Origin of the sequence: Providencia sp. Me31A, assembly GCF_050487165.1 — a bacterium.
GTDB lineage: Bacteria > Pseudomonadota > Gammaproteobacteria > Enterobacterales > Enterobacteriaceae > Providencia.
On the sequence record NZ_JBKQGZ010000006.1, the window covers coordinates 38,257 to 56,851 of the forward strand.

The window sequence follows — 18,595 nt, forward strand, 5'->3', positions numbered from 1 at the left end:
TCATTTTGTCGATAAAGTCAGCAAAAAACAAGCCCATATTTGAAAAAACTGCTTTTAACTTTTTAACAGAAAAAAATATCTAAGAAAGCAGAGACCCAAAAACCAGCAAGCACTGTGCAAAAATGCTTATTTCTCGTTGAAAGAGGAGAGGGAGGTTGAAAAACAATCAATCTAGGCGATTATCGTTATTTAGGAAAATAAAAAGACAGGCGTGAAAGCCTGCCTTTGATATTAATGAGGTCAAAAATTAGTTTTCAAACAATTTTTGTAATAATTCACCGTTTAGCATAGCTCTTTTTGTTAGAGCAAACGCGCCTATGGCGGAGTTATGGACTAGTGCCGAGGTGACGACAGGGAGATTTTCTCTAAATCCCTTCAACGCTTGGGTATCAATACAGCTTTGAATGGCGGGTAAAAGGATTTGCGCTGCCTCGGTAATATCGCCTGCAATGACGACTTTCTCAGGGTTAAATAAGTTAATCGAGATGGCGATAGCTTTACCTATTTGGCGGCCAACATGTTGAATAACTTCTGTTGCCAGTGGGTCACTTTTGTTAGCCGCTTGGCAAATATGTAAAATTGTGCAAGTTTCAGGGGTAAGGGAGCTTGAATAGCCTTGTTCTAGTCGTTGCCTCACACGTGCTTCAATGGCTTGGTTAGAGGCGATAGTTTCTAAACAGCCAAAATTGCCACAATGACAAAGCTCACCGAGTGGATCGACTTGGATATGGCCAATTTCGCCTAGATTGCCTCTGTGGTTAAGCAATATCTCTTTGTTAATCACTAAACCCGCTCCAGCGCCTCTGTGGATGCGAACGAGCAGTGAGTCCTCACAATCACGAGTCGCGCCAAAATAGCTTTCAGCGAGCGCTAGGCTGCGAATATCGTGCCCAACATAGCAAGTGATATTAAAGTGATGTTGTAAATTATCGATCAGATGCCAATTATCAACTTTAATATGTGGCATATAGTAAACAATACCACTATTTGGGTTAACTAAACCGGGTAGGATTACTGAAATAGCAATAAGTTCTTTAAGGCGACGATGGTGTTGCGTAATGAAGTCTTCAAGAGCGGAAATTAACTTTTGTTCAACGGCTTGCTGGGAAGGCTCTGTAATAGGGTAATGACCATCAACAATCATTTTGCCACCCAAATCATATAAGGCGATGGTAGCATCATAGCGCCCTAAACGAACGCCAATGGTGTGGAAATGCTTATGCTCAGAAACGATAGAGATGGCGCGACGGCCTCCAGTGGAGGCCTGTTGGTCAACTTCTTTAATTAAACCTCGTTCGAGTAGTTGGCGAGTGATCTTAGTAACACTAGCTGGGGCAAGTTGGCTTTGCTCAGCAATTTGAATTCTTGATATCGGGCCGTGCTGGTCAATCAAACTATAGACAACAGCACTATTAAGTTGTTTAACAAGATCAATATTACCAATTTGCTTTAGCGAGTGGCTTTGATTCATTAGCTAGTTACTCATTTTTTGTAGACTTCAACTCCGTTAACATAAGTTGAAAGGATCTCGAAGTCGTGGTTAAACGCGGTCAAATTCGCAATTTTCCCCGGAGCAATAGAGCCTAATGTCTCTTCAACTCCGATAGCTCTTGCTGGGTAGAGTGTTGCCATTCTCAGTGTTTCATCTAATGCGATGCCGACATGTTCTACACTGTTTCTAACGGCTTCAATCATGGTCAGTGATGAACCGCTAAGTGTGCCATTTTCATCTACACACAGTCCATTACGGTAGTATATGGTTTTACCTGCAAAGATAAAATGATCCATTTCACCAGTTTGAGGATCAATTCCCGCTGGCGCAGTTGCATCTGTAACTAGAATTAATTTATCACCTTTCAAGTGCTTACTGTTACGAATATTCGCCCACTGTACATGCAGTCCATCTGCAATAATACCCGCATAAACTTCAGGTGTATCATAAATCGCCCCCACTAAACCGGGACCACGGCCTGAGATGTATGGCATGGCATTAAAAAGATGCGTTGAGAAACGGATACCTGCTTTAAAGCCGAGTTTAGCTTCTTCATACGTTGCATTTGAATGCCCAGCTGAAATAACAATTCCTGCATCTTTCAATTGGTGAATATAATTGAGTTCAACCATTTCAGGGGCTAGAGTGATTTTAGTTATTGCATCTGCATGGGATGCTAAGTAATCAATCATTTGCGCTGAAGGTTGACGTATAAATTTAGGGTTGTGTGTGCCTTTTTTGATGATATTAATGTAAGGGCCTTCTAAATGCAGGCCAAGCGCTTTGTTTTTATGTTTTTTTAAGTATTCAGTCATGACTTCAACGCCATGCTGCATTAATTCATCAGAGCAGGTAATTAATGTAGGTAAATAACTTGTGCAGCCAGAACGTTCATTGGCTTTTTGCATGATATCCAAGTTTTCTAATGTAACATTTTCTTTATTATCATTGAATTGGACACCACCACAGCCATTGACTTGCAAGTCAATAAAACCCGGAGACAAAATTGCACCGTGCAAATCATGTTGTGAAATGTTTTCTGGTAGCTCAGAGACAGGACAAACATCTTTGATAGTCTCACCATCAACGATGACAGCATGGTTATCCAGTCTTTCATGACCTGTATAAATAATGCAATTAGTTAGTGCATACATAGCTTAAAACTCCTGACCTCTGGGAAATGGGTCACCGACCAGCTATCGCTGATCGGGTGATTGATAAATATAATCTTAGTTAAATGTGTCAATAATTTCAGATTCGATCTGTTTGAAATATTTCAATGTTTTAACTTTTAACTCTAGGGTTGCAGGTTCATCACATACAATCAACGCCTTAGGATGCATTTGCACGCAGCTAACCGTCCACATATGGTTGATTGAGCCTTCTATCGCGGCATGCACCGCATTAGCTTTATTCGCACCCGTTGCTAAAACCATTAACTCTTGCGCATCCATTAATGTGGCAACACCCACGGTCAGTGCAAATTTCGGCACTTGGTTAATGTCATTATCAAAAAAGCGAGAGTTAGCTTGACGAGTTTCTGGAGTCAACGTTTTGATGCGTGTACGGGAATTTAAAGATGAGCCCGGTTCATTGAAAGCGATGTGACCGTCGTTACCAACACCACCCATGAATAGGTTAATTTTGCCATAAGACTTAATTTTATCTTCATAGCGCTGGCACTCTGCATCCACATCGGGCGCATTACCATTTAGCAAATTAATGTTTTCAGCTTGAATATCTATGTGATTGAAGAAATTTTCGTGCATAAAGGTATGGTAACTTTGAGGATGGTTAGCAGGAATGCCAATATATTCATCCATATTAAAGGTCACTACGTGCTTAAAGCTGACTTTACCTGCGTTATATAACGCAATTAGTGCTTTATAGGTGGCCAAAGGAGTACTACCTGTAGGCAAACCAAGTACAAAAGGGTTCTCTGCGGTTGGATTGAATGCGTTGATTTTATCCGCGATATATTGTGCGGACCAGATTCCGACATCATGTGCATTGTTAAGTGGGATTAGCCTCATCTCTCTTTTACCTCTAATAAGTCTGTGAAATCTTTCATATATATGTATCCCCGATGTTATTTATTAGATATAGGAATACTCGCTATACTCAAATTTATTGTGCGTTATCACTTAGTTGACATGCTACTTAGGTTTCATGCCATGAATTCAAGTGCGCTGAGAATATACAGGTTAATGGTATAAATAAGTTATTTTTAATAATAAAATAAGTTTTCAATAATAGCTACTAATTTAGTCAGATCATGAACGTATTCGTTGATATTTATCACAAAACAAAGCTATTTATTTTGCATCGCGAAACAATTAATTTAGACTATGAAATTGATACTCTCAATCCTCTAGATTATTATTTAGAGGTATGAAAATAAGATCCCGCATATGGGGCAAAATAGGGCGATAAAGGGGGAGTTTGTGAATATTCTTAGCTACTTACAGCGGATTGGTAGGGCGCTTATGGTGCCAGTTGCTGTACTACCAGCCGCAGCAATCCTAATGGGGATTGGTTATTGGATTGACCCAGATGGTTGGGGAGCCAATAGTGCAATCGCAGCGTTATTGATTAAATCCGGTGCGGCAATTATAGATAATATGTCTGTACTGTTTGCCATTGGTGTTGCATATGGGATGTCTAAAGATAAGGACGGTGCGGCGGCACTAACGGGTTTTGTCGGCTTTTTAGTGGTGACAACGCTGTGTTCTCCGGCGTCTTACTCCATGATTATGAATGTTCCAATGGAATCTGTTCCTATGGCATTTAATAAAATCAACAACCAATTTGTTGGTATCTTAGTTGGGGTACTGTCTGCTGAATTGTACAATCGTTATAGTGGTGTAGAACTGCCAAAAGCGTTGTCTTTCTTCAGTGGTCGTCGCCTTGTGCCAATTTTAACGTCATTCCTGATGATCATCTTAGCTTTCATACTGATGTATGTTTGGCCGGTGGTGTATAACGGTTTGGTTTCTTTCGGTGAAAGTATTAAAGATTTAGGGTCTGTCGGTGCAGGTATTTACGCCTTCTTCAACCGTTTATTAATTCCTGTAGGTCTACACCACGCGTTGAACTCGGTGTTCTGGTTTGATGTTGCAGGCATTAATGATATTCCAAACTTCTTAGGTGGTGCCAAGTCTATTGACGCAGGCCTAGCGACAGTGGGTATTACGGGTCGTTACCAAGCAGGTTTCTTCCCAATCATGATGTTTGGTTTACCGGGGGCAGCATTAGCGATTTACCATTGTGCTCGTCCAGAGAATAAAGCGAAAGTAGCGGGTATTATGATCGCGGGTGCATTCGCGGCATTCTTTACAGGTATCACTGAACCTCTTGAATTCTCATTCATGTTTGTGGCACCAGTTCTGTACGTCATTCACGCATTATTAACGGGTATCTCTGTCTATATTGCAGCGACAATGGAGTGGATCTCTGGGTTCGGCTTCAGCGCAGGTTTAGTCGATATGCTGCTACAATCACGTAATCCATTAGCCGTTCAGTGGTACATGTTGATTGTTCAAGGCTTAGTCTTCTTCTGTATTTACTATGTCATTTTCCGCTTTATGATCCGCAAATTTAACCTGTTAACTCCTGGTCGTGAAGAGAGTGCAGGTGATGAAACTATTGATGGTTATGACGAAAGCATTAGCCCTGCTGATAACAGTGACAGCGACATCCAAAAAGAAGCTCGCCAATATGTTGCTGCGGTAGGTGGGAGTGACAACATCGTCAGTATTGATGCTTGTATCACACGTTTACGTTTAGGCGTTAAAGATTCAGCGGTAGTTAATGAAGCCATGACAAAACGTTTAGGTGCTTCTGGGGTTATCCGCTTAAGTAAACAGAATGTTCAAGTGATTGTCGGTACACGTGCTGAATTGGTCGCAAAAGCGATGACAGAGGTTATTGCTAAAGGCCCTATTGCGGCATCTGTCCCTGCTGTTGCAGCAGAAGAGAAGAAAACCAAAGAGCCAGCGAAAGAAAAAGGCAATGTGATTTTATCTCTGGTTGCACCTGTGAGTGGGCAAGTATTCTCCCTCGACGATGTTCCGGATGAAGCGTTCTCTAGCCGTATTGTGGGTGATGGTATTGCTATTAAACCAACAAGTAGCGAAGTGCTAGCGCCAGCATCAGGAACAGTGGTGAAAATTTTTGAAACTAACCATGCATTCTGCCTTGAAACAGAAAACGGCGTCGAACTGATTGTGCATATGGGGATTGATACTGTAGCGCTGAAAGGGGAAGGTTGTGCTCGTTTAGTGGAAGAGGGTGCAGAAGTGACAGCGGGTACGCCTATTCTAAAATTAGATTTACCGTTCCTTGAGGCTAATGCTAAATCAATGATTAGCCCTGTTATCATCAGCAATATTGATGATTTCGCTGGCGTCGAGATTTTAGTTGAAGGCGATGTGAAAGCAGGCGAAACGGTTATTTATAATGTTCTGAAATAATTCAGATTAAAATTATAAGTTAGTAAGAGGGTGGCTTAGGCTACCCTTTTTGTTTTATGGCTTTAGCCAGTTTAAGTCGCGTTAGCGTCTTAAACATAAAACCACCTGCTTTGCGGGCTGTCTCTTGATCACAAGTCCTTTTCAAGAAACTGAGCGAGTTCATAACCTTCAGGAATGGTCTGCAATTTGAGCCATCCTTCCCAGAGCGTCTTAACTGACGCTCTTCCATTTCGTTTACTATCTTTCCAACCGCCAAGCCTTGCAAGGTGCTCATAAGCTCATTTGGCTGTTGGTGTTTTTTCTGGAAGTGGTGCCTTTAACCTTTTAAGTCAAAGCAACTTCCATGCTTTCGGTGACAAGATTTTATCACAGTTAATATCTTCAATTTGCTCATTTACAAACTTTAATTGGAATATCTTTACTGCTAAAAAAGCATAAATAGTCGCTAATCTATCTAAGTTATCTTTGCTCTGCACTCGAAGCTCTTCAACGCCAGTTCCTTCGCTTTTCCAGACTTTGTGATATTCTTCAATCAACCAACGTTTTTCGTAATAATCAATAATTTTCAAAGCATCTTCTGTATTATTTACTGGCTCATTAGTTAGAATATGCCAATTAAGCGCCTTCCCGTCATGATCCATTCCAGCGCACCCAACATAGTTGAGATAAATGAGAGTCCCTTTTCTATTGGATGGGGCTTTTATCGTCACTGCTGCATATTTTACATCCAGAGTGACCTGACTCGCTTTAGGCCCCGCTCTTTGAGCTATTTGGATTTGGCGTTTCAGCTCTGATGCAAAGTGATAAAGCTTATCTGATCCTTCTTCTATGATGGCGGCTTTTCATTTGTAGAAAAGTCAATGGGGAAATTGAAGGGGAAAGGGCAAAAAAATAGCCCCGATGATGGGGCTTAAAAGGGATGGTTCATAGGAATTAATATGAAAGTGTAACGTTGCGATGTAATAACCATACTCTTATCTATGTGATGTTACGAAAGTAAAATTAAAATTAAGTTACATTTATTCAAGTTTTGTAATTATTAGTGCGTATTTTACCTTGAGTATCGCACGCATCCTAAAGCACCAAGAGTCTTACAAAAGTGCCCTCGAATTATTTTTAATATGCTAAAAAGAGAATATCTACCAGACTCGACGGCATTGATTTCTTGGCGAATAATGAACTTACAGAGGAAGGCGCAAAGAGGATATATAGTTTCGGGGAAATGGAGTTCTCAAATCAAATTGAATAGGCTGCTATAGTTCTCTAGGATGGCAGATTAGTGGTGAAATCCCTGAGTTTGCTCAATCAATTAATGGTGACCTTGAATCAACGACCATCATGTTCAAGCTAAAACATGAAAGTGAAGTTTAAATAACACTAATGCGGGGAGTTTACGGATAGGATTATATCTGATTGGTATTTCATTATTTGTCATTAAATCATCATTGATGATGTTTTTATAATGCTGGCGGTTTTGGAAAAATGGCTTTATATGGGATTCGATAGATTTTAGTACCATTGCCGTTGCTTTCGCAGGTACCTCCAAAGATGTTGATGGTTAGTTCAAATATTGGAACAGGAGAGCTAACAGTGAGTGATAAAATTGAGTTATAATAATTCCAAATTAATGACGGAAATTAAAGTTGAAAATGGATTTAAAAACATTAGTAACTAATTTGTTTTTTATTTTGGTAAGCATTGGTCATGTTTACTTTATATTTGAAGCAATAAAAAAAGGATACGTATCATACAGAAGCAAAAGTTTTTTTGGCGGTAGAGAAACCGTATATCTGTATAGAAAAGGGGACTTAATTTTATATTGTTTATTTATATTTTATTATTGTGTAGTTGTGCTTTTTTTTGCTTCCCTTTTTTGTTATTCCATTAGTAAATACCTATAAGTGACACATAAGCTTAATCTACTTAAACGATTGGCTCAAATAATACTTATCGGTATATGCGTTGGTACATATAGGTTCGATGAGTTTCTATCCAAAAAATTATAGCAGACTTATCTTAAGGGAAGCAGACCGTTGTTGCGCCGGACTCGCTAATTTGAAAAATACTACAATCATCAAACTTAAAAAAGCAAAAAAATATTTCTAAAATGCAGGGGGATATATTTATAATAAAGAAAATACATTGTAGATTATCAGTTTAAAATAGTAAAAAAATGACATAATAGAAAAATATCGTTGTAATATCAGAGTTTGATGTTTTAAAGATAGGAGTCTGTCATAAAATATAAGTGCTAACATACCAAAAAGTCTATCGTTGTTAAACATCCTCCTTTTGTCTCTTATTTTGTCAATTATCTTTTAGAGTTTCTAAATTAATCACAATCAGATAGTTAAATTATAATCATCATATCTATTTTGTTATGTTATTTTTTTTAATGTGAATTAATTTGTTGATATAACAATCAAAACGGGTAATATGTAACTCTCAATTAGGGTAAAACTTTTACCATTATATAAAATAGAGATTTTCTAGACGTGCTTAAGCTAGTAATAAAATTGTATTCATATTTGTACAAAGGACTGCTGATAAATAAGCATGTGATTAACGACTGTAAATATAAATTAAACTGATTGTTTGCGATTTCATTAATAAGATTTCTTATTCACTTGATTGAATTATATAAGGATTTATAAAAAACAATAGGTAATAGTATGTATTCTTATTATGATAGCAATGTATCAACTACAAGAGATTCATTATATGTCAACACGAAAATATTTAACTCAATCCGAAATAATACGCTTACTCACAGCATGTCGGACTTCTCGACATCCTGAGCGTAACTCCTGTTTAATTTATATGTGTTATATCCATGGATTACGTGCTAGTGAAGCTCTGTCATTGAAGCTATCCGATATAAATTTAGAAAGTCGAGAATTGTATGTACATCGTTTAAAAAATGGTTTTTCAGTTAACCACCCGCTAATTGAAGAAGAAGTTCTAATTATTCAAGAATGGTTGGATGTTAGAAATACATTACTTGGAGCAGAGAAAGAGTGGTTATTTATCACTGAAAGAGGGACACCGATGACACGGCAGCGTTTTTATCAGTTGTTCTCAAGGTTAGGTCAAATTGCTCAGTTAACACTGGGAATACACCCGCATATGTTACGGCACGCATGTGGCTATGCACTAGCTGATAGGGGGGGCTGACACTAGATTGATTCAAGACTATTTAGGGCATACTAACATTCGTCATACTGTTCGTTATACAGCAAGTAATCCTGCTAGATTTAAAGGAATTTGGGCTAACAGATAAGTAAGACTGTTGTCAAAATACCCCAAATTGACAAGCCCATATCAATCAGGGGTATCTTAAGTAAAACTAATATGCGTGTCAAATATGTAACTACTAAATAACACGCTGTATCTATTACTAAATGTTACTAAGATTAGTTGTCATTAGTACATTGAATTTACTTGCAATTTATCTTATTCTCGCCTCACCTCACCTCTTAAAATTATATGAACAAACATTTCGAAACAAACTGTTTGAATGTTAATACTGCACTTAGCGGTCTATTTAGTTATATATTTTGAAAAATAAACAAAAACAAGACATACAACTAGATTGAGTGCACTATTGTCAATTTGGGGTATTTTGACAACAGTTTTACATTTTTCTTTTGAGGTAAATATGATGCTATCTCCTAAAGAAATTGTTGGGAGCAATATAAAAAGGATACGCCAAAATCAAGGAATAACTGGCTCTGATTTGGCTCGGCTACTGCTTTGCTCTCAACAGCATGTCTCGCGCATTGAGCGCGGTCTTGTTCGTTTGAATATAGAACAGATTCAGCTTGTTGCTGATCGTCTAAATGTGAGTATTAGTCTATTACTAAGAGGTGTTTAATTAAAAAATCACTATATATTGTATAAAGTTTAAATGTGTGATGATAAGCATAGAGACTATTCCAGCAATATTATGAGAATATCATAATTAAGGTTAATATTTATGGGAACGACAAAAAAAACACCGGTATTAAGTCTTTATATAGGGAATAAAATAAAGGAATTAAGGAAACAAAAAGGCTTAACAGGCGATGAATTAGCAAAGTGTATTGGTCTAAGTCAACAACAAGTATCTCGTTATGAGTTAGGCGTTAACTACGTACATATAGATTTACTAGCTAAATTGGCTGATATATTTCAAGTTCCATTACAAACATTTATACCTGACAATAATATTTGATTTTTAAAATGCCAACTTAAAGTGTTTATTGGTAATAAAAATTTATTTAATTATTTATTTATGTGTTAAAACAAACATAGGACCCAACCTTCATGAAAATGAAAACGTTAGCTATAGCAACTATTATGACTTTAGGTGTTGCATCAACTGTAAATGCGGCAGATGTTAACTCAGGAAAAGTTACATTTACCGGTACTGTATTAGATACTCCTTGTGATTTAAAAGCGGGACAAAATGGTTCTGATATTAATGTGAATTTTAATCAGTTATCGAAATCTCAGCTTAATGCAAATAATACTGCAACAGAGAGATTCACTATTCTATTGAGCAATTGTGACTTAACGAGTAAAGCAACTTCAATTAGATTTACTTCTCCATCACAAGACACGTCTAATGCATTTATTAATACTCAAATTAATAACTTGGGTATTAAATTAGAGTTAGCGAATGGACTAGGTCCAATTGTATTAGGTACTGCTAAAGTGTTAACAGGATTAAATACTAAAGGAGATAATGAGCTGACATTTAATGCTATCGCATATAAGACAAGCTCAGGTACAGAAACCAAAGATTTAGTGACTGAAGGGAATTTTGAAGCTATTTCTAACTTTGTAATTAGTTACCAATAGTCATCTAAGTTAGTTGAAGATAAATATGAACATGATTAAACGATTACGTAATCTCTCTTATATTTTATTATTAATGGGGGGATTAATCCCCATAGCTAATGGAATTGATTTAAGAGGGCAAGCTAAATTTACAGGAAGCGTTTATAGCACACCTTGTTCTATTTATCTTCCTAACAAAAATCAATCTATTGATTTTGGTTTAGTAGGAGCATCGACTTTATCAAGAGCGCACTTTATTAAAGATGTGTTTTCCATACAAATAAATGAATGTGATAAATACCTCGAAAAGGGGCTGGTTAAAATAAAATTTAATGGGCCGTTATACAATGATAGTGTTGATTCATTCAAGCTTGGTGAAGTAGGAAATGAATTGAAGTTATCTATTCTATATGGTGATGTTGTTATTTCGCCAAATAAATTTAATACTTTAAAGCCAATTTATTTTAATAACTCTTGGCGTGAGCCCTTACCTAAAGAAAATATAAATTTTACATTTATTTTGGAAGCTAAAAATGGTTCTTTAGCTGAGCTAGGAAGCTATCATTCATACCTAACATTTAATTTATATTATGAATAGTCAATACAATGTAGTCACAATAATTTTGTTATCTTTATTTGCGTCATCAATAAGAGCCGATGGGCTAGAGTATAATTTGGATTTTTTGGATGCAAAAGAAAGAAAAAATATCGATATGACTCGATTGACTAATCCAAATTATATTCCACCGGGTGAATATACCATTAATGTTTTTATGAATGGACGGGACTTAAAGGACAATCAAAGAATTAATTATAGTGTTGATTCAACACCATGTATTACAGAGGACTTGATTGGAGTCATGGGGCTGAATAGCAGTATATTATCACAAATAACTTATGATGAAAAATCTTGTTCTAATTTAGGAACATTTAAAGGTGTTTCCTATAAAACAGAACTGTCCAAGTTAAAGCTGGATATTAATATTCCACAGTCATATATAGAGTACGTTAACTATAACTGGTTACCTAAAAGTCAATGGGATAACGGAATTAATGGCGCTATTTTTGATTATAACATTTCTGCTAATTATAACAAAAGTCAGGGTGTTGCTGATTCAAAAAGTATTTTCTCTAATGGAACATTAGGGTTTAACCTAAGTGCATTACGATTTCGTGGGGATTATCAAGCGTCTTATACTGATAACCAAAACTTTCACAATAAGAATTTACAATTTAATCGTTTATATGCCTATATGCCACTGAAGAGTATTAACTCTAAATTACAAGTAGGGCAAAATTATATAAGATCTAAACTATTTGATACGTGGCGTTTTATAGGTGTCAGTCTAGAGTCTGATAACTCTATGTTACCGCCTGCATTACGTGGATATGCACCTGAAATAATTGGTGTGGCCAAAACAAATGCCTTAGTTAAAGTGACTGATGCAACAGGTGCGGTTGTTTATAATTCTGTTGTTCCCGCAGGACCATTTAGAATCCAAAGTATTCCAACGTATACTTTAGGGACGTTAAATGTGACAGTTGAAGAGGAAAATGGTGAAATACAACGTTTTAGCGTTCAAAGCTCATCACTACCATATATAGTGAGACCCGGTCATTTTGAATATACCCTTTCAACGGGTAAGGCGAACGTTGAAAAATTTGATATAAAAAATATTAAATTTTTGACGGGCGATTTTCTTTATGGTGTCTTGAATGAAACCTCCGTTTTTGGTGGCTCAATATTAGCGAATGATTATCAGTCTGGCGCTTTTGGTATTGCACAAAATGTACCATATTTAGGAACATTTTCAGTTGATTTGACTCATTCAGCAGCAAATTTACGCCAATATGATATGAATAACAAAAAACAAACAGGAAATTCATGGCGAATAAATTACTCTAAATACTTAGAGTATCCTGATGTCAATATTGTTTTTTCAGGTTATAGATTTACTGATCGTCACTTTGTTTCAATGGATCAGTTTATTACTCATTATGAGACAGATCGGGTTCTTAATAAGCCTAAAGAACGTTATCAAATGAATCTCTCAAAGAATTTTGATGCATTTAATGTCACTTTAAGTATGCAAAAACAAACATATTGGGATCGAGATTCAACGGAGCAATACGGTTTTATTTTAGGTAAAACATTTAATGTAGGGCAAATAAAAAATATATCTACAAGTTTAGCTTATACTAAATCAAGATCGGAGTATAACACTAATAATGATAGCCTCAATTTAATGTTGAACATTCCATTAAGTCAAAATCAATACATAAATTGGAGTACTTATCAATCAAGTGGGTATCTTTCAAATAAAGTATCTTACAGTCAGAATAATGATGGTAATTATTATAATTTAGGTGTTGGCTATGATGGGGGAAGAGATTCAAATAACTTAGCTTATGTCTCTGGAATGTTGCAGTCAGAAAACAGTATGAGCCAGTATAGTGTTTCTACAATGATAGATAATAGCAATAATGCCTCGCTTTCCGGAAGTTTATCTGGCGGTATTGTGTTAACTCAGCATGGTGTTGCCTATAATGCAGGAAATAATAATGGTAGAGCCCGTGTCGTTATTGATGCAGAAGAGCCGGATGTGCCATTATTAAATTCTAATACATTAACTAATAGTCAAGGATTAGGCGTTATTCCTAGTATTGTCAGTTATAACAAAACGACAGTAGGGATAAATGTAGAAAATTTACCTAAAGATATTGATGCTCCAAATCCATTAGCATCATTAGCATTAACTGAAGGTGCGATTGGTTATAGAAAAATTCCAACTTATCGTGGCGGTAAAATATTTGCCCAAATCACATTAAAAAATGGTGATTTTGCCTATTTTGGTAGTTATGTCTATACAGCGGAAGGCCGTGAAGTGGGAATAGTAGCAGATAATGGAATTGCTTGGTTAGCAGGAGTTAAAGAAAACGAAGCTCTAGATGTTATTTGGGGGAGTGGTCAGTGTTCATTGATATTACCTAAAAAACTTGAGAATAAAGTTTCCGTTCCTTGCATATAAACAAATTAATTGAATCTTGAGGTTTTTATGAATGTTAAACAGTATTTCTTTGTGTTTTTATTATTATTTTTAAATCAATCTTATGCAGCGGTGTCTTTAGATAGAACTAGAGCTATTTTTCCTGGTGATAAAAATTCTATAGTGTTAAACATTGAAAATACCAATGATAATACAGCGTATCTTGCACAATCTTGGCTAGAAGATGAGCATGGAAAAAAAATAGAAGATGGTGAGTTAGTTGCTTTGCCTCCATTACAGTCACTATCACCGAAAACAAAAGGGATTGTTCAGATTAGCCAAACTGGATTCGCTGAAAATCTTCCTGCGGATAGAGAGTCATTATTCTATTTTAATTTACGAGAAATTCCACCCAAAGCAAAAGAAGGAAATGTGCTACAAGTAGCTTTGCAAACAAATATTAAACTATTTTATAGACCTAGTGGGATTTTAGCTAAGGCAAATACGGATTATCAACGTGAGCTAGTTTTAACTGAAACACCTCAAGGCTATAAAGTTAAAAACCCAACTCCTTTCCATATAACTATTATTGGATTGGGTAAAACAGAGAAAGATGCTGTGGAATCTGATATTCCCGTATTTATGGCTAAACCATTTAGCGATATAGAAATTAAGAGTAAAAAATTGAATCAGTTTTTTCTAACATATCTAAATGATTTTGGTGGAAAAAAATCAATCCCATTCAGTTGCCAACAAGCACAGTGTACAGCAACGAAAATATGATGAGTTTATTTGATGATGAACTATATTAAATCGTATTTATTATTTATTTTTATTTTCAGCGGCCAACAATCGATAGCGGCAGTACCTGATTTTGAAAGTAAAGAAAAATTTAATTCATATTTGTTGACTGGTAGCCTGTGGTTAAATATAACGGTAGTAGCATCTCCTTGTTACATTAATTATATTACACCAACACGAACAGAAAATTATTATTATCTGGATTTAGATGGATGTGGCAATCCGTTAGCAAGTGAAAAAGAAAAGTTGCCGCTTCAGCTAACAATAACTAATTTAAATACTAAAACATTACAATCTAAAACGAACCGTATTTATGATGGACAAAACAAAATTATATTTAAATTAGAAGGAAGTGACAATGTTGAGGTTAGGATTAATTATCAATAAGAATACATTATTATTATTATCCTTTTTTATTGGTTGTTTTAGCAATGTTTATGCCCAAAATGGTGTGACATTAAATTTTTCTGGAAATATAAATGATAAAGGATGTATATTAGATAATGATAATATACCAGTACAGTTGGCTGATATTAGTAAAAATAGTTTACTTAATACTAAGGAAACCGAGTACTCGGAATTTAAGATAAAACTGTCATCATGTAAAAGTTCATCATTTAATATTACCTTCTCTACAATTGATCCTGTTGTCGTAGATTCAACTAAATATATTTCGACGAGTGGTGACACAGGTATGTTGTTGTCATTATTCGATGAGGATAAGACCCCGATTGCTTTAGATAAATCGATTCCTGGAACGGTAGCTCCAGAGTTAATTTTCTATGTTAAGGGAGTTACTAATGAACCTGATGATATTAAACCTGGTTCATATTCTGGTGTGGTTTCATTCGTAATTAGCTATAATTAATATAGGAGTGATGATGAAAAAAATAATCTTATCATTCACTTATATCGCATGTTTTTTTTTATCTCCCAAAAGCATGAGTGGGGACAATGAAATAGAAATAACGTTCAAAGCTACTGTGCAGGCAGGAACTTGTGATATTAAGGTAGAAGATAATAATACAAATATTTCTTTTGATTATATTGATAAGTCGGCTATTAATGATACGACTAAAGAAATTGTTTTACAAACTATTTGTAGGGGAGTACCTAGTAACAAACGCGTACAACTTAACTTCACCACTGGAAAATACGGCGTAGATCCTACTATGGCTAATAATAACTATCTTTCTACGAGTAATGATAATTTATCCATTGGTTTTTATGACAAAAATGATACAGCGATCCCTTTGAATAAAGATATATCTACTGATTATCAGGTTGATAATCTCAATAGTATTCCGATAGTATTGAAACTGCATACTGATACCAGTAAAGATATAGAGACAGGGCCATTTGATAGTTTAATCACTGTCTATACAAATTATTATTAATTAGGAAAGTGAAAATGAAGGTAATTAAGCTCATCTGCATATTATATCTTATGCCCAGTTTTTGTATTTTAAATGCATACGCTGCTGACATTGTTCGGTTATATAAAAGTATAGCTACTCTTAATGCGGATTCAAATATAACTCAAGGTTCATTTATTGATGGGTTAGATTTTAATGTGGCTATAAATATGAATTTTTCAGGGCTATCAACTTATTATATTAACCAGTCAACGGGTTGTGTATTTAACCATGAGTATGCTTGGACTCGTTACTTTATTATCCCTGAAAAAATACAAGATTCAACAAAAAAATTGACTTTAAGGTTAACCTCAAGCAATGAAGGTATATATTTTGGGACAAAAGATGGGGTGCGCTATTATGGATATAATATCGGTGAGCTAACTGGTTTTCCTCCTGTTGAATGTAAAGTAGGTGGGCCATATACAGAACGAATTAATTATAGCGATGGAGTTGTATTATTGAATTATCAAGCGAGCTTAGAAAAAAAAGCTGGAGAAACAGTTGATGCAAAAAGATATTCTTTCCTATTGCCACTTCGTATTGCATATGCAGTGAATGGCTCTAATACTTCTTGGTATCAAACAGCGGTAAATTTTTATGCCATCAAAGATGCAAATATATCTATAGACATTACTAATTATTGTAATATTGGACAAACTAAGTATCAATTTGATTTTGGAACAATGACGGAAGGTGCGGTAAATGAACCTGGTTTCTCTAAGGAAAGCAATACACAAAATTTAGATATTAATTGTATTGAACCCGCAAAAATTGATCTTTCCGTAATTACGGCAAATAGTGAAAATGGCGATCCTAATAAAGTAAAAATGGGTGAGGATTTAGTCGCTGATCTATACCTTGATAATGCCCTTCAGAGTAATATACTGTTTGACGGAGTAAATAATATTAATATACCAATACATGCGAGATTAAGAAAAAATATTAACTCTAAAAAAACCATTGAAGCTGGAGAGTATACAGGTACATCAGTATTAAAACTTTCTTTTCAATAATGAAAGTTAAGCTATAGGTAATATATTATTTGGGGAGCTAAGATATTAGTATTGGGATATAAATCGTGATTTTTATCTCCCCTATTATTGCTTAATAGTATTAAGAGTTTTAAGGGAGTAGAACCATGATAATCACCGTGGTTCTACGTGTGGGTTTATTTATTTTTTGTGTCGGTAATAGGTATTTTGACTAAGAATACATAAGCAAGTGCGCCAAGTAATGTTACACAACTACAAATAACCAAGGCTAAATTAAAAGAGTTCGTTTTATCTAAAATAAAACCGGTCACAATTGGCGCAAATGAGGCACAGATAAAGCTAGCAAAATTCTGAATACTACCGACAGAAGCTGTCATTCTTGAAGCAACGGATACATGGATAAGTCCCCATGCAGAAGTTCCTGCAAAATGGATACAAAATAGCGCCATACCAATAAATAAAACGGCTGACATTGATGAGGTTGCTTGCGGCACAATAAATGTGAATATTGCTGATAGCACCATACCAACAACGATACTCAGTTTACGACTTTTCAGAGGCGCCATGCCTTTTTTAACCATCCAGTCAGTAGCATACCCATTTAATAACATGCCTGCGGCACCAAATAAGAATGGAATAGCGGCCATTAAACCTGTACTTTTTAAATCGAGATTATAAGCTGTTTGCAAGTAACCCGGCAGCCACGCTAAATATAACCATGCGGTATAGTTAATCCCACTAAACCCGAGCATCATTCCCCACATTGTACGATTACGGAATAATCCGCGCCATTCTACAAAGCTTAGTGGCTCACGTTTCGCATTAACACTGCCTGCATTTAGGTAATTTTGTTCCTCTTGAGTTAAGGCGATTTCTTCTCTGTTGCGATACAACATATACCAGCCAATAGCTAAGAACATACCGAGTACACCAATAGTAATAAACATGCCACGCCATCCAATGACGAGCATCATCGCTGCAAGTAATGGGGGACTGATAGCCATCGCGATGGTTGATGCTGCGTTGAAGTAACCCATTGGACGACCACGTTCTTTAATATTAAACCAATCGTTGATGACTTTGACACCACATGGGTTCATTGGCGCTTCACCGATTCCCATACCAATACGTGCAAATACGAATTGAGTAAAGGAGTGAACAAGCCCAGATAGCGCTTGGAATAATGACCAAAAAAACATACCAATACCGAGCATCAATCTAGGGCCTTTACGGTCTAATAGTGGGCCACAAGGTAATTGGGCGATACCATAAGCAAAAGAAAATACAGAAAGTAATATTCCGATTTCTGTTGCACTTAAGCCTAATTCTTCGCGAATTGTTAAGTTTGCGACGGAAAGTGAGCTTCTATCGAGGTAGTTAATAATGGCAGCTAAAAATAATAGGATCATTGCTGTCATTTGCACTCGTTTTAACCGCTGACTTTTTTCAGGTACGATATCTAAAATATCCGATTTATGACTTCTAGATAAATGATTATTTTGATTAATAGTACTATCTATTTTTTTCACATTAACTCCTTATCTTTCTAATATTATTAGATTGGCACTCTTGAAATCTAATTGATTGATTTTAATTTGTTTTTTATTTTTTT

16 protein-coding genes and 2 pseudogenes are annotated in these 18,595 nt (G+C 35.8%); 13 read left to right on the top strand and 5 right to left on the bottom strand.

Annotated features, from left to right (window positions below; translation table 11 throughout):
- Positions 1-247: 247 nt before the first annotated feature.
- The 3 genes from nagC to nagB all read right to left on the bottom strand — a co-directional run bounded on the left by nagC (position 248) and on the right by nagB (position 3,525).
- Positions 248-1,471, bottom strand: coding sequence for a DNA-binding transcriptional regulator NagC (nagC, locus tag ACLPIE_RS06265; protein WP_430260663.1), 1,224 nt, complete (start codon positions 1,469-1,471; stop codon positions 248-250).
- 11 nt (positions 1,472-1,482) lie between these two features.
- On the bottom strand, positions 1,483-2,646 hold the full coding sequence (gene nagA, locus ACLPIE_RS06270) for an N-acetylglucosamine-6-phosphate deacetylase (protein WP_430260664.1): 1,164 nt from the start codon (positions 2,644-2,646) through the stop codon (positions 1,483-1,485).
- A gap of 75 nt (positions 2,647-2,721) precedes the next feature.
- The gene (gene nagB, locus ACLPIE_RS06275; RefSeq protein WP_430260665.1) at positions 2,722-3,525 is read right to left on the bottom strand and encodes a glucosamine-6-phosphate deaminase; all 804 of its coding nucleotides are present in this window, start codon (positions 3,523-3,525) and stop codon (positions 2,722-2,724) included.
- Between the two features lie 411 nt (positions 3,526-3,936).
- On the opposite strand from nagB, the gene nagE reads away from it, so the two are divergent.
- Positions 3,937-5,964 carry an N-acetylglucosamine-specific PTS transporter subunit IIBC gene (gene nagE / locus ACLPIE_RS06280; protein ID WP_430260666.1) on the top strand — a complete coding sequence of 676 codons (2,028 nt, stop codon included), beginning with the start codon at positions 3,937-3,939 and terminating at the stop codon, positions 5,962-5,964.
- Positions 5,965-6,092: 128 nt separating this feature from the next.
- On the opposite strand, the pseudogene ACLPIE_RS06285 reads toward nagE, so the two are convergent.
- A pseudogene (locus ACLPIE_RS06285) lies at positions 6,093-6,794 on the bottom strand (IS4 family transposase); the annotation flags it as partial.
- Positions 6,795-8,685: 1,891 nt separating this feature from the next.
- On the opposite strand from ACLPIE_RS06285, the gene ACLPIE_RS06290 reads away from it, so the two are divergent.
- From ACLPIE_RS06290 to ACLPIE_RS06345, 12 genes are all read left to right on the top strand, one after another.
- On the top strand, positions 8,686-9,138 hold the full coding sequence (locus ACLPIE_RS06290) for a tyrosine-type recombinase/integrase (RefSeq protein WP_430260667.1): 453 nt from the start codon (positions 8,686-8,688) through the stop codon (positions 9,136-9,138).
- A 7-nt stretch (positions 9,139-9,145) separates the two neighbouring features.
- Positions 9,146-9,244 (top strand): hypothetical protein, encoded by a 99-nt coding sequence (locus ACLPIE_RS06295; protein WP_430260668.1) that lies wholly within the window; start codon positions 9,146-9,148, stop codon positions 9,242-9,244.
- A gap of 342 nt (positions 9,245-9,586) precedes the next feature.
- Positions 9,587-9,838 (top strand): helix-turn-helix domain-containing protein, encoded by a 252-nt coding sequence (locus tag ACLPIE_RS06300; protein WP_430260669.1) that lies wholly within the window; start codon positions 9,587-9,589, stop codon positions 9,836-9,838.
- Between the two features lie 102 nt (positions 9,839-9,940).
- The gene (locus ACLPIE_RS06305) at positions 9,941-10,177 is read left to right on the top strand and encodes a helix-turn-helix domain-containing protein (RefSeq protein ID WP_430260670.1); all 237 of its coding nucleotides are present in this window, start codon (positions 9,941-9,943) and stop codon (positions 10,175-10,177) included.
- A 92-nt stretch (positions 10,178-10,269) separates the two neighbouring features.
- Complete coding sequence (locus ACLPIE_RS06310; protein ID WP_430260671.1) at positions 10,270-10,806, top strand: fimbrial protein; 537 nt, start codon at positions 10,270-10,272, stop codon at positions 10,804-10,806.
- A 25-nt stretch (positions 10,807-10,831) separates the two neighbouring features.
- The gene (locus tag ACLPIE_RS06315; RefSeq protein WP_430260672.1) at positions 10,832-11,383 is read left to right on the top strand and encodes a fimbrial protein; all 552 of its coding nucleotides are present in this window, start codon (positions 10,832-10,834) and stop codon (positions 11,381-11,383) included.
- Complete coding sequence (locus ACLPIE_RS06320; protein WP_430260673.1) at positions 11,376-13,814, top strand: fimbria/pilus outer membrane usher protein; 2,439 nt, start codon at positions 11,376-11,378, stop codon at positions 13,812-13,814. Before ACLPIE_RS06315 ends, ACLPIE_RS06320 begins: the two co-directional genes overlap by 8 nt.
- Positions 13,815-13,841: 27 nt before the next feature.
- Complete coding sequence (locus tag ACLPIE_RS06325; protein ID WP_430260674.1) at positions 13,842-14,555, top strand: fimbrial biogenesis chaperone; 714 nt, start codon at positions 13,842-13,844, stop codon at positions 14,553-14,555.
- Positions 14,556-14,567: 12 nt separating this feature from the next.
- Positions 14,568-14,960: a hypothetical protein gene (locus ACLPIE_RS06330; RefSeq protein WP_430260675.1), complete on the top strand. Its 393-nt coding sequence runs from the start codon at positions 14,568-14,570 to the stop codon at positions 14,958-14,960.
- Complete coding sequence (locus ACLPIE_RS06335) at positions 14,932-15,441, top strand: fimbrial protein (RefSeq protein WP_430260676.1); 510 nt, start codon at positions 14,932-14,934, stop codon at positions 15,439-15,441. Before ACLPIE_RS06330 ends, ACLPIE_RS06335 begins: the two co-directional genes overlap by 29 nt.
- Before the next feature lie 13 nt (positions 15,442-15,454).
- Entirely contained in the window at positions 15,455-15,970 is a 516-nt protein-coding gene (locus ACLPIE_RS06340) for a fimbrial protein (protein ID WP_430260677.1), read from the top strand.
- Between the two features lie 14 nt (positions 15,971-15,984).
- Complete coding sequence (locus ACLPIE_RS06345; protein WP_430260678.1) at positions 15,985-17,004, top strand: hypothetical protein; 1,020 nt, start codon at positions 15,985-15,987, stop codon at positions 17,002-17,004.
- Positions 17,005-17,159: 155 nt separating this feature from the next.
- Here ACLPIE_RS06345 and ACLPIE_RS06350 read toward each other — a convergent pair.
- Positions 17,160-18,425, bottom strand: a pseudogene (locus ACLPIE_RS06350) (MFS transporter); the annotation flags it as partial.
- Between the last annotated feature and the right edge of the window lie 170 nt (positions 18,426-18,595).

Coding starts and splice junctions, on each gene's coding strand:
- ACLPIE_RS06345 (WP_430260678.1), top strand. CDS start 15,985: ATGAAGGTAATTAAGCTCATCTGCATATTATATCTTATGCCCAGTTTT.
- nagA (WP_430260664.1), bottom strand. CDS start 2,646: ATGTATGCACTAACTAATTGCATTATTTATACAGGTCATGAAAGACTG.
- ACLPIE_RS06320 (WP_430260673.1), top strand. CDS start 11,376: ATGAATAGTCAATACAATGTAGTCACAATAATTTTGTTATCTTTATTT.
- nagC (WP_430260663.1), bottom strand. CDS start 1,471: ATGAATCAAAGCCACTCGCTAAAGCAAATTGGTAATATTGATCTTGTT.
- ACLPIE_RS06325 (WP_430260674.1), top strand. CDS start 13,842: ATGAATGTTAAACAGTATTTCTTTGTGTTTTTATTATTATTTTTAAAT.
- ACLPIE_RS06315 (WP_430260672.1), top strand. CDS start 10,832: ATGAACATGATTAAACGATTACGTAATCTCTCTTATATTTTATTATTA.
- ACLPIE_RS06340 (WP_430260677.1), top strand. CDS start 15,455: ATGAAAAAAATAATCTTATCATTCACTTATATCGCATGTTTTTTTTTA.
- ACLPIE_RS06305 (WP_430260670.1), top strand. CDS start 9,941: ATGGGAACGACAAAAAAAACACCGGTATTAAGTCTTTATATAGGGAAT.
- ACLPIE_RS06310 (WP_430260671.1), top strand. CDS start 10,270: ATGAAAATGAAAACGTTAGCTATAGCAACTATTATGACTTTAGGTGTT.
- ACLPIE_RS06290 (WP_430260667.1), top strand. CDS start 8,686: ATGTCAACACGAAAATATTTAACTCAATCCGAAATAATACGCTTACTC.
- nagB (WP_430260665.1), bottom strand. CDS start 3,525: ATGAGGCTAATCCCACTTAACAATGCACATGATGTCGGAATCTGGTCC.
- ACLPIE_RS06330 (WP_430260675.1), top strand. CDS start 14,568: ATGATGAACTATATTAAATCGTATTTATTATTTATTTTTATTTTCAGC.
- ACLPIE_RS06335 (WP_430260676.1), top strand. CDS start 14,932: ATGTTGAGGTTAGGATTAATTATCAATAAGAATACATTATTATTATTA.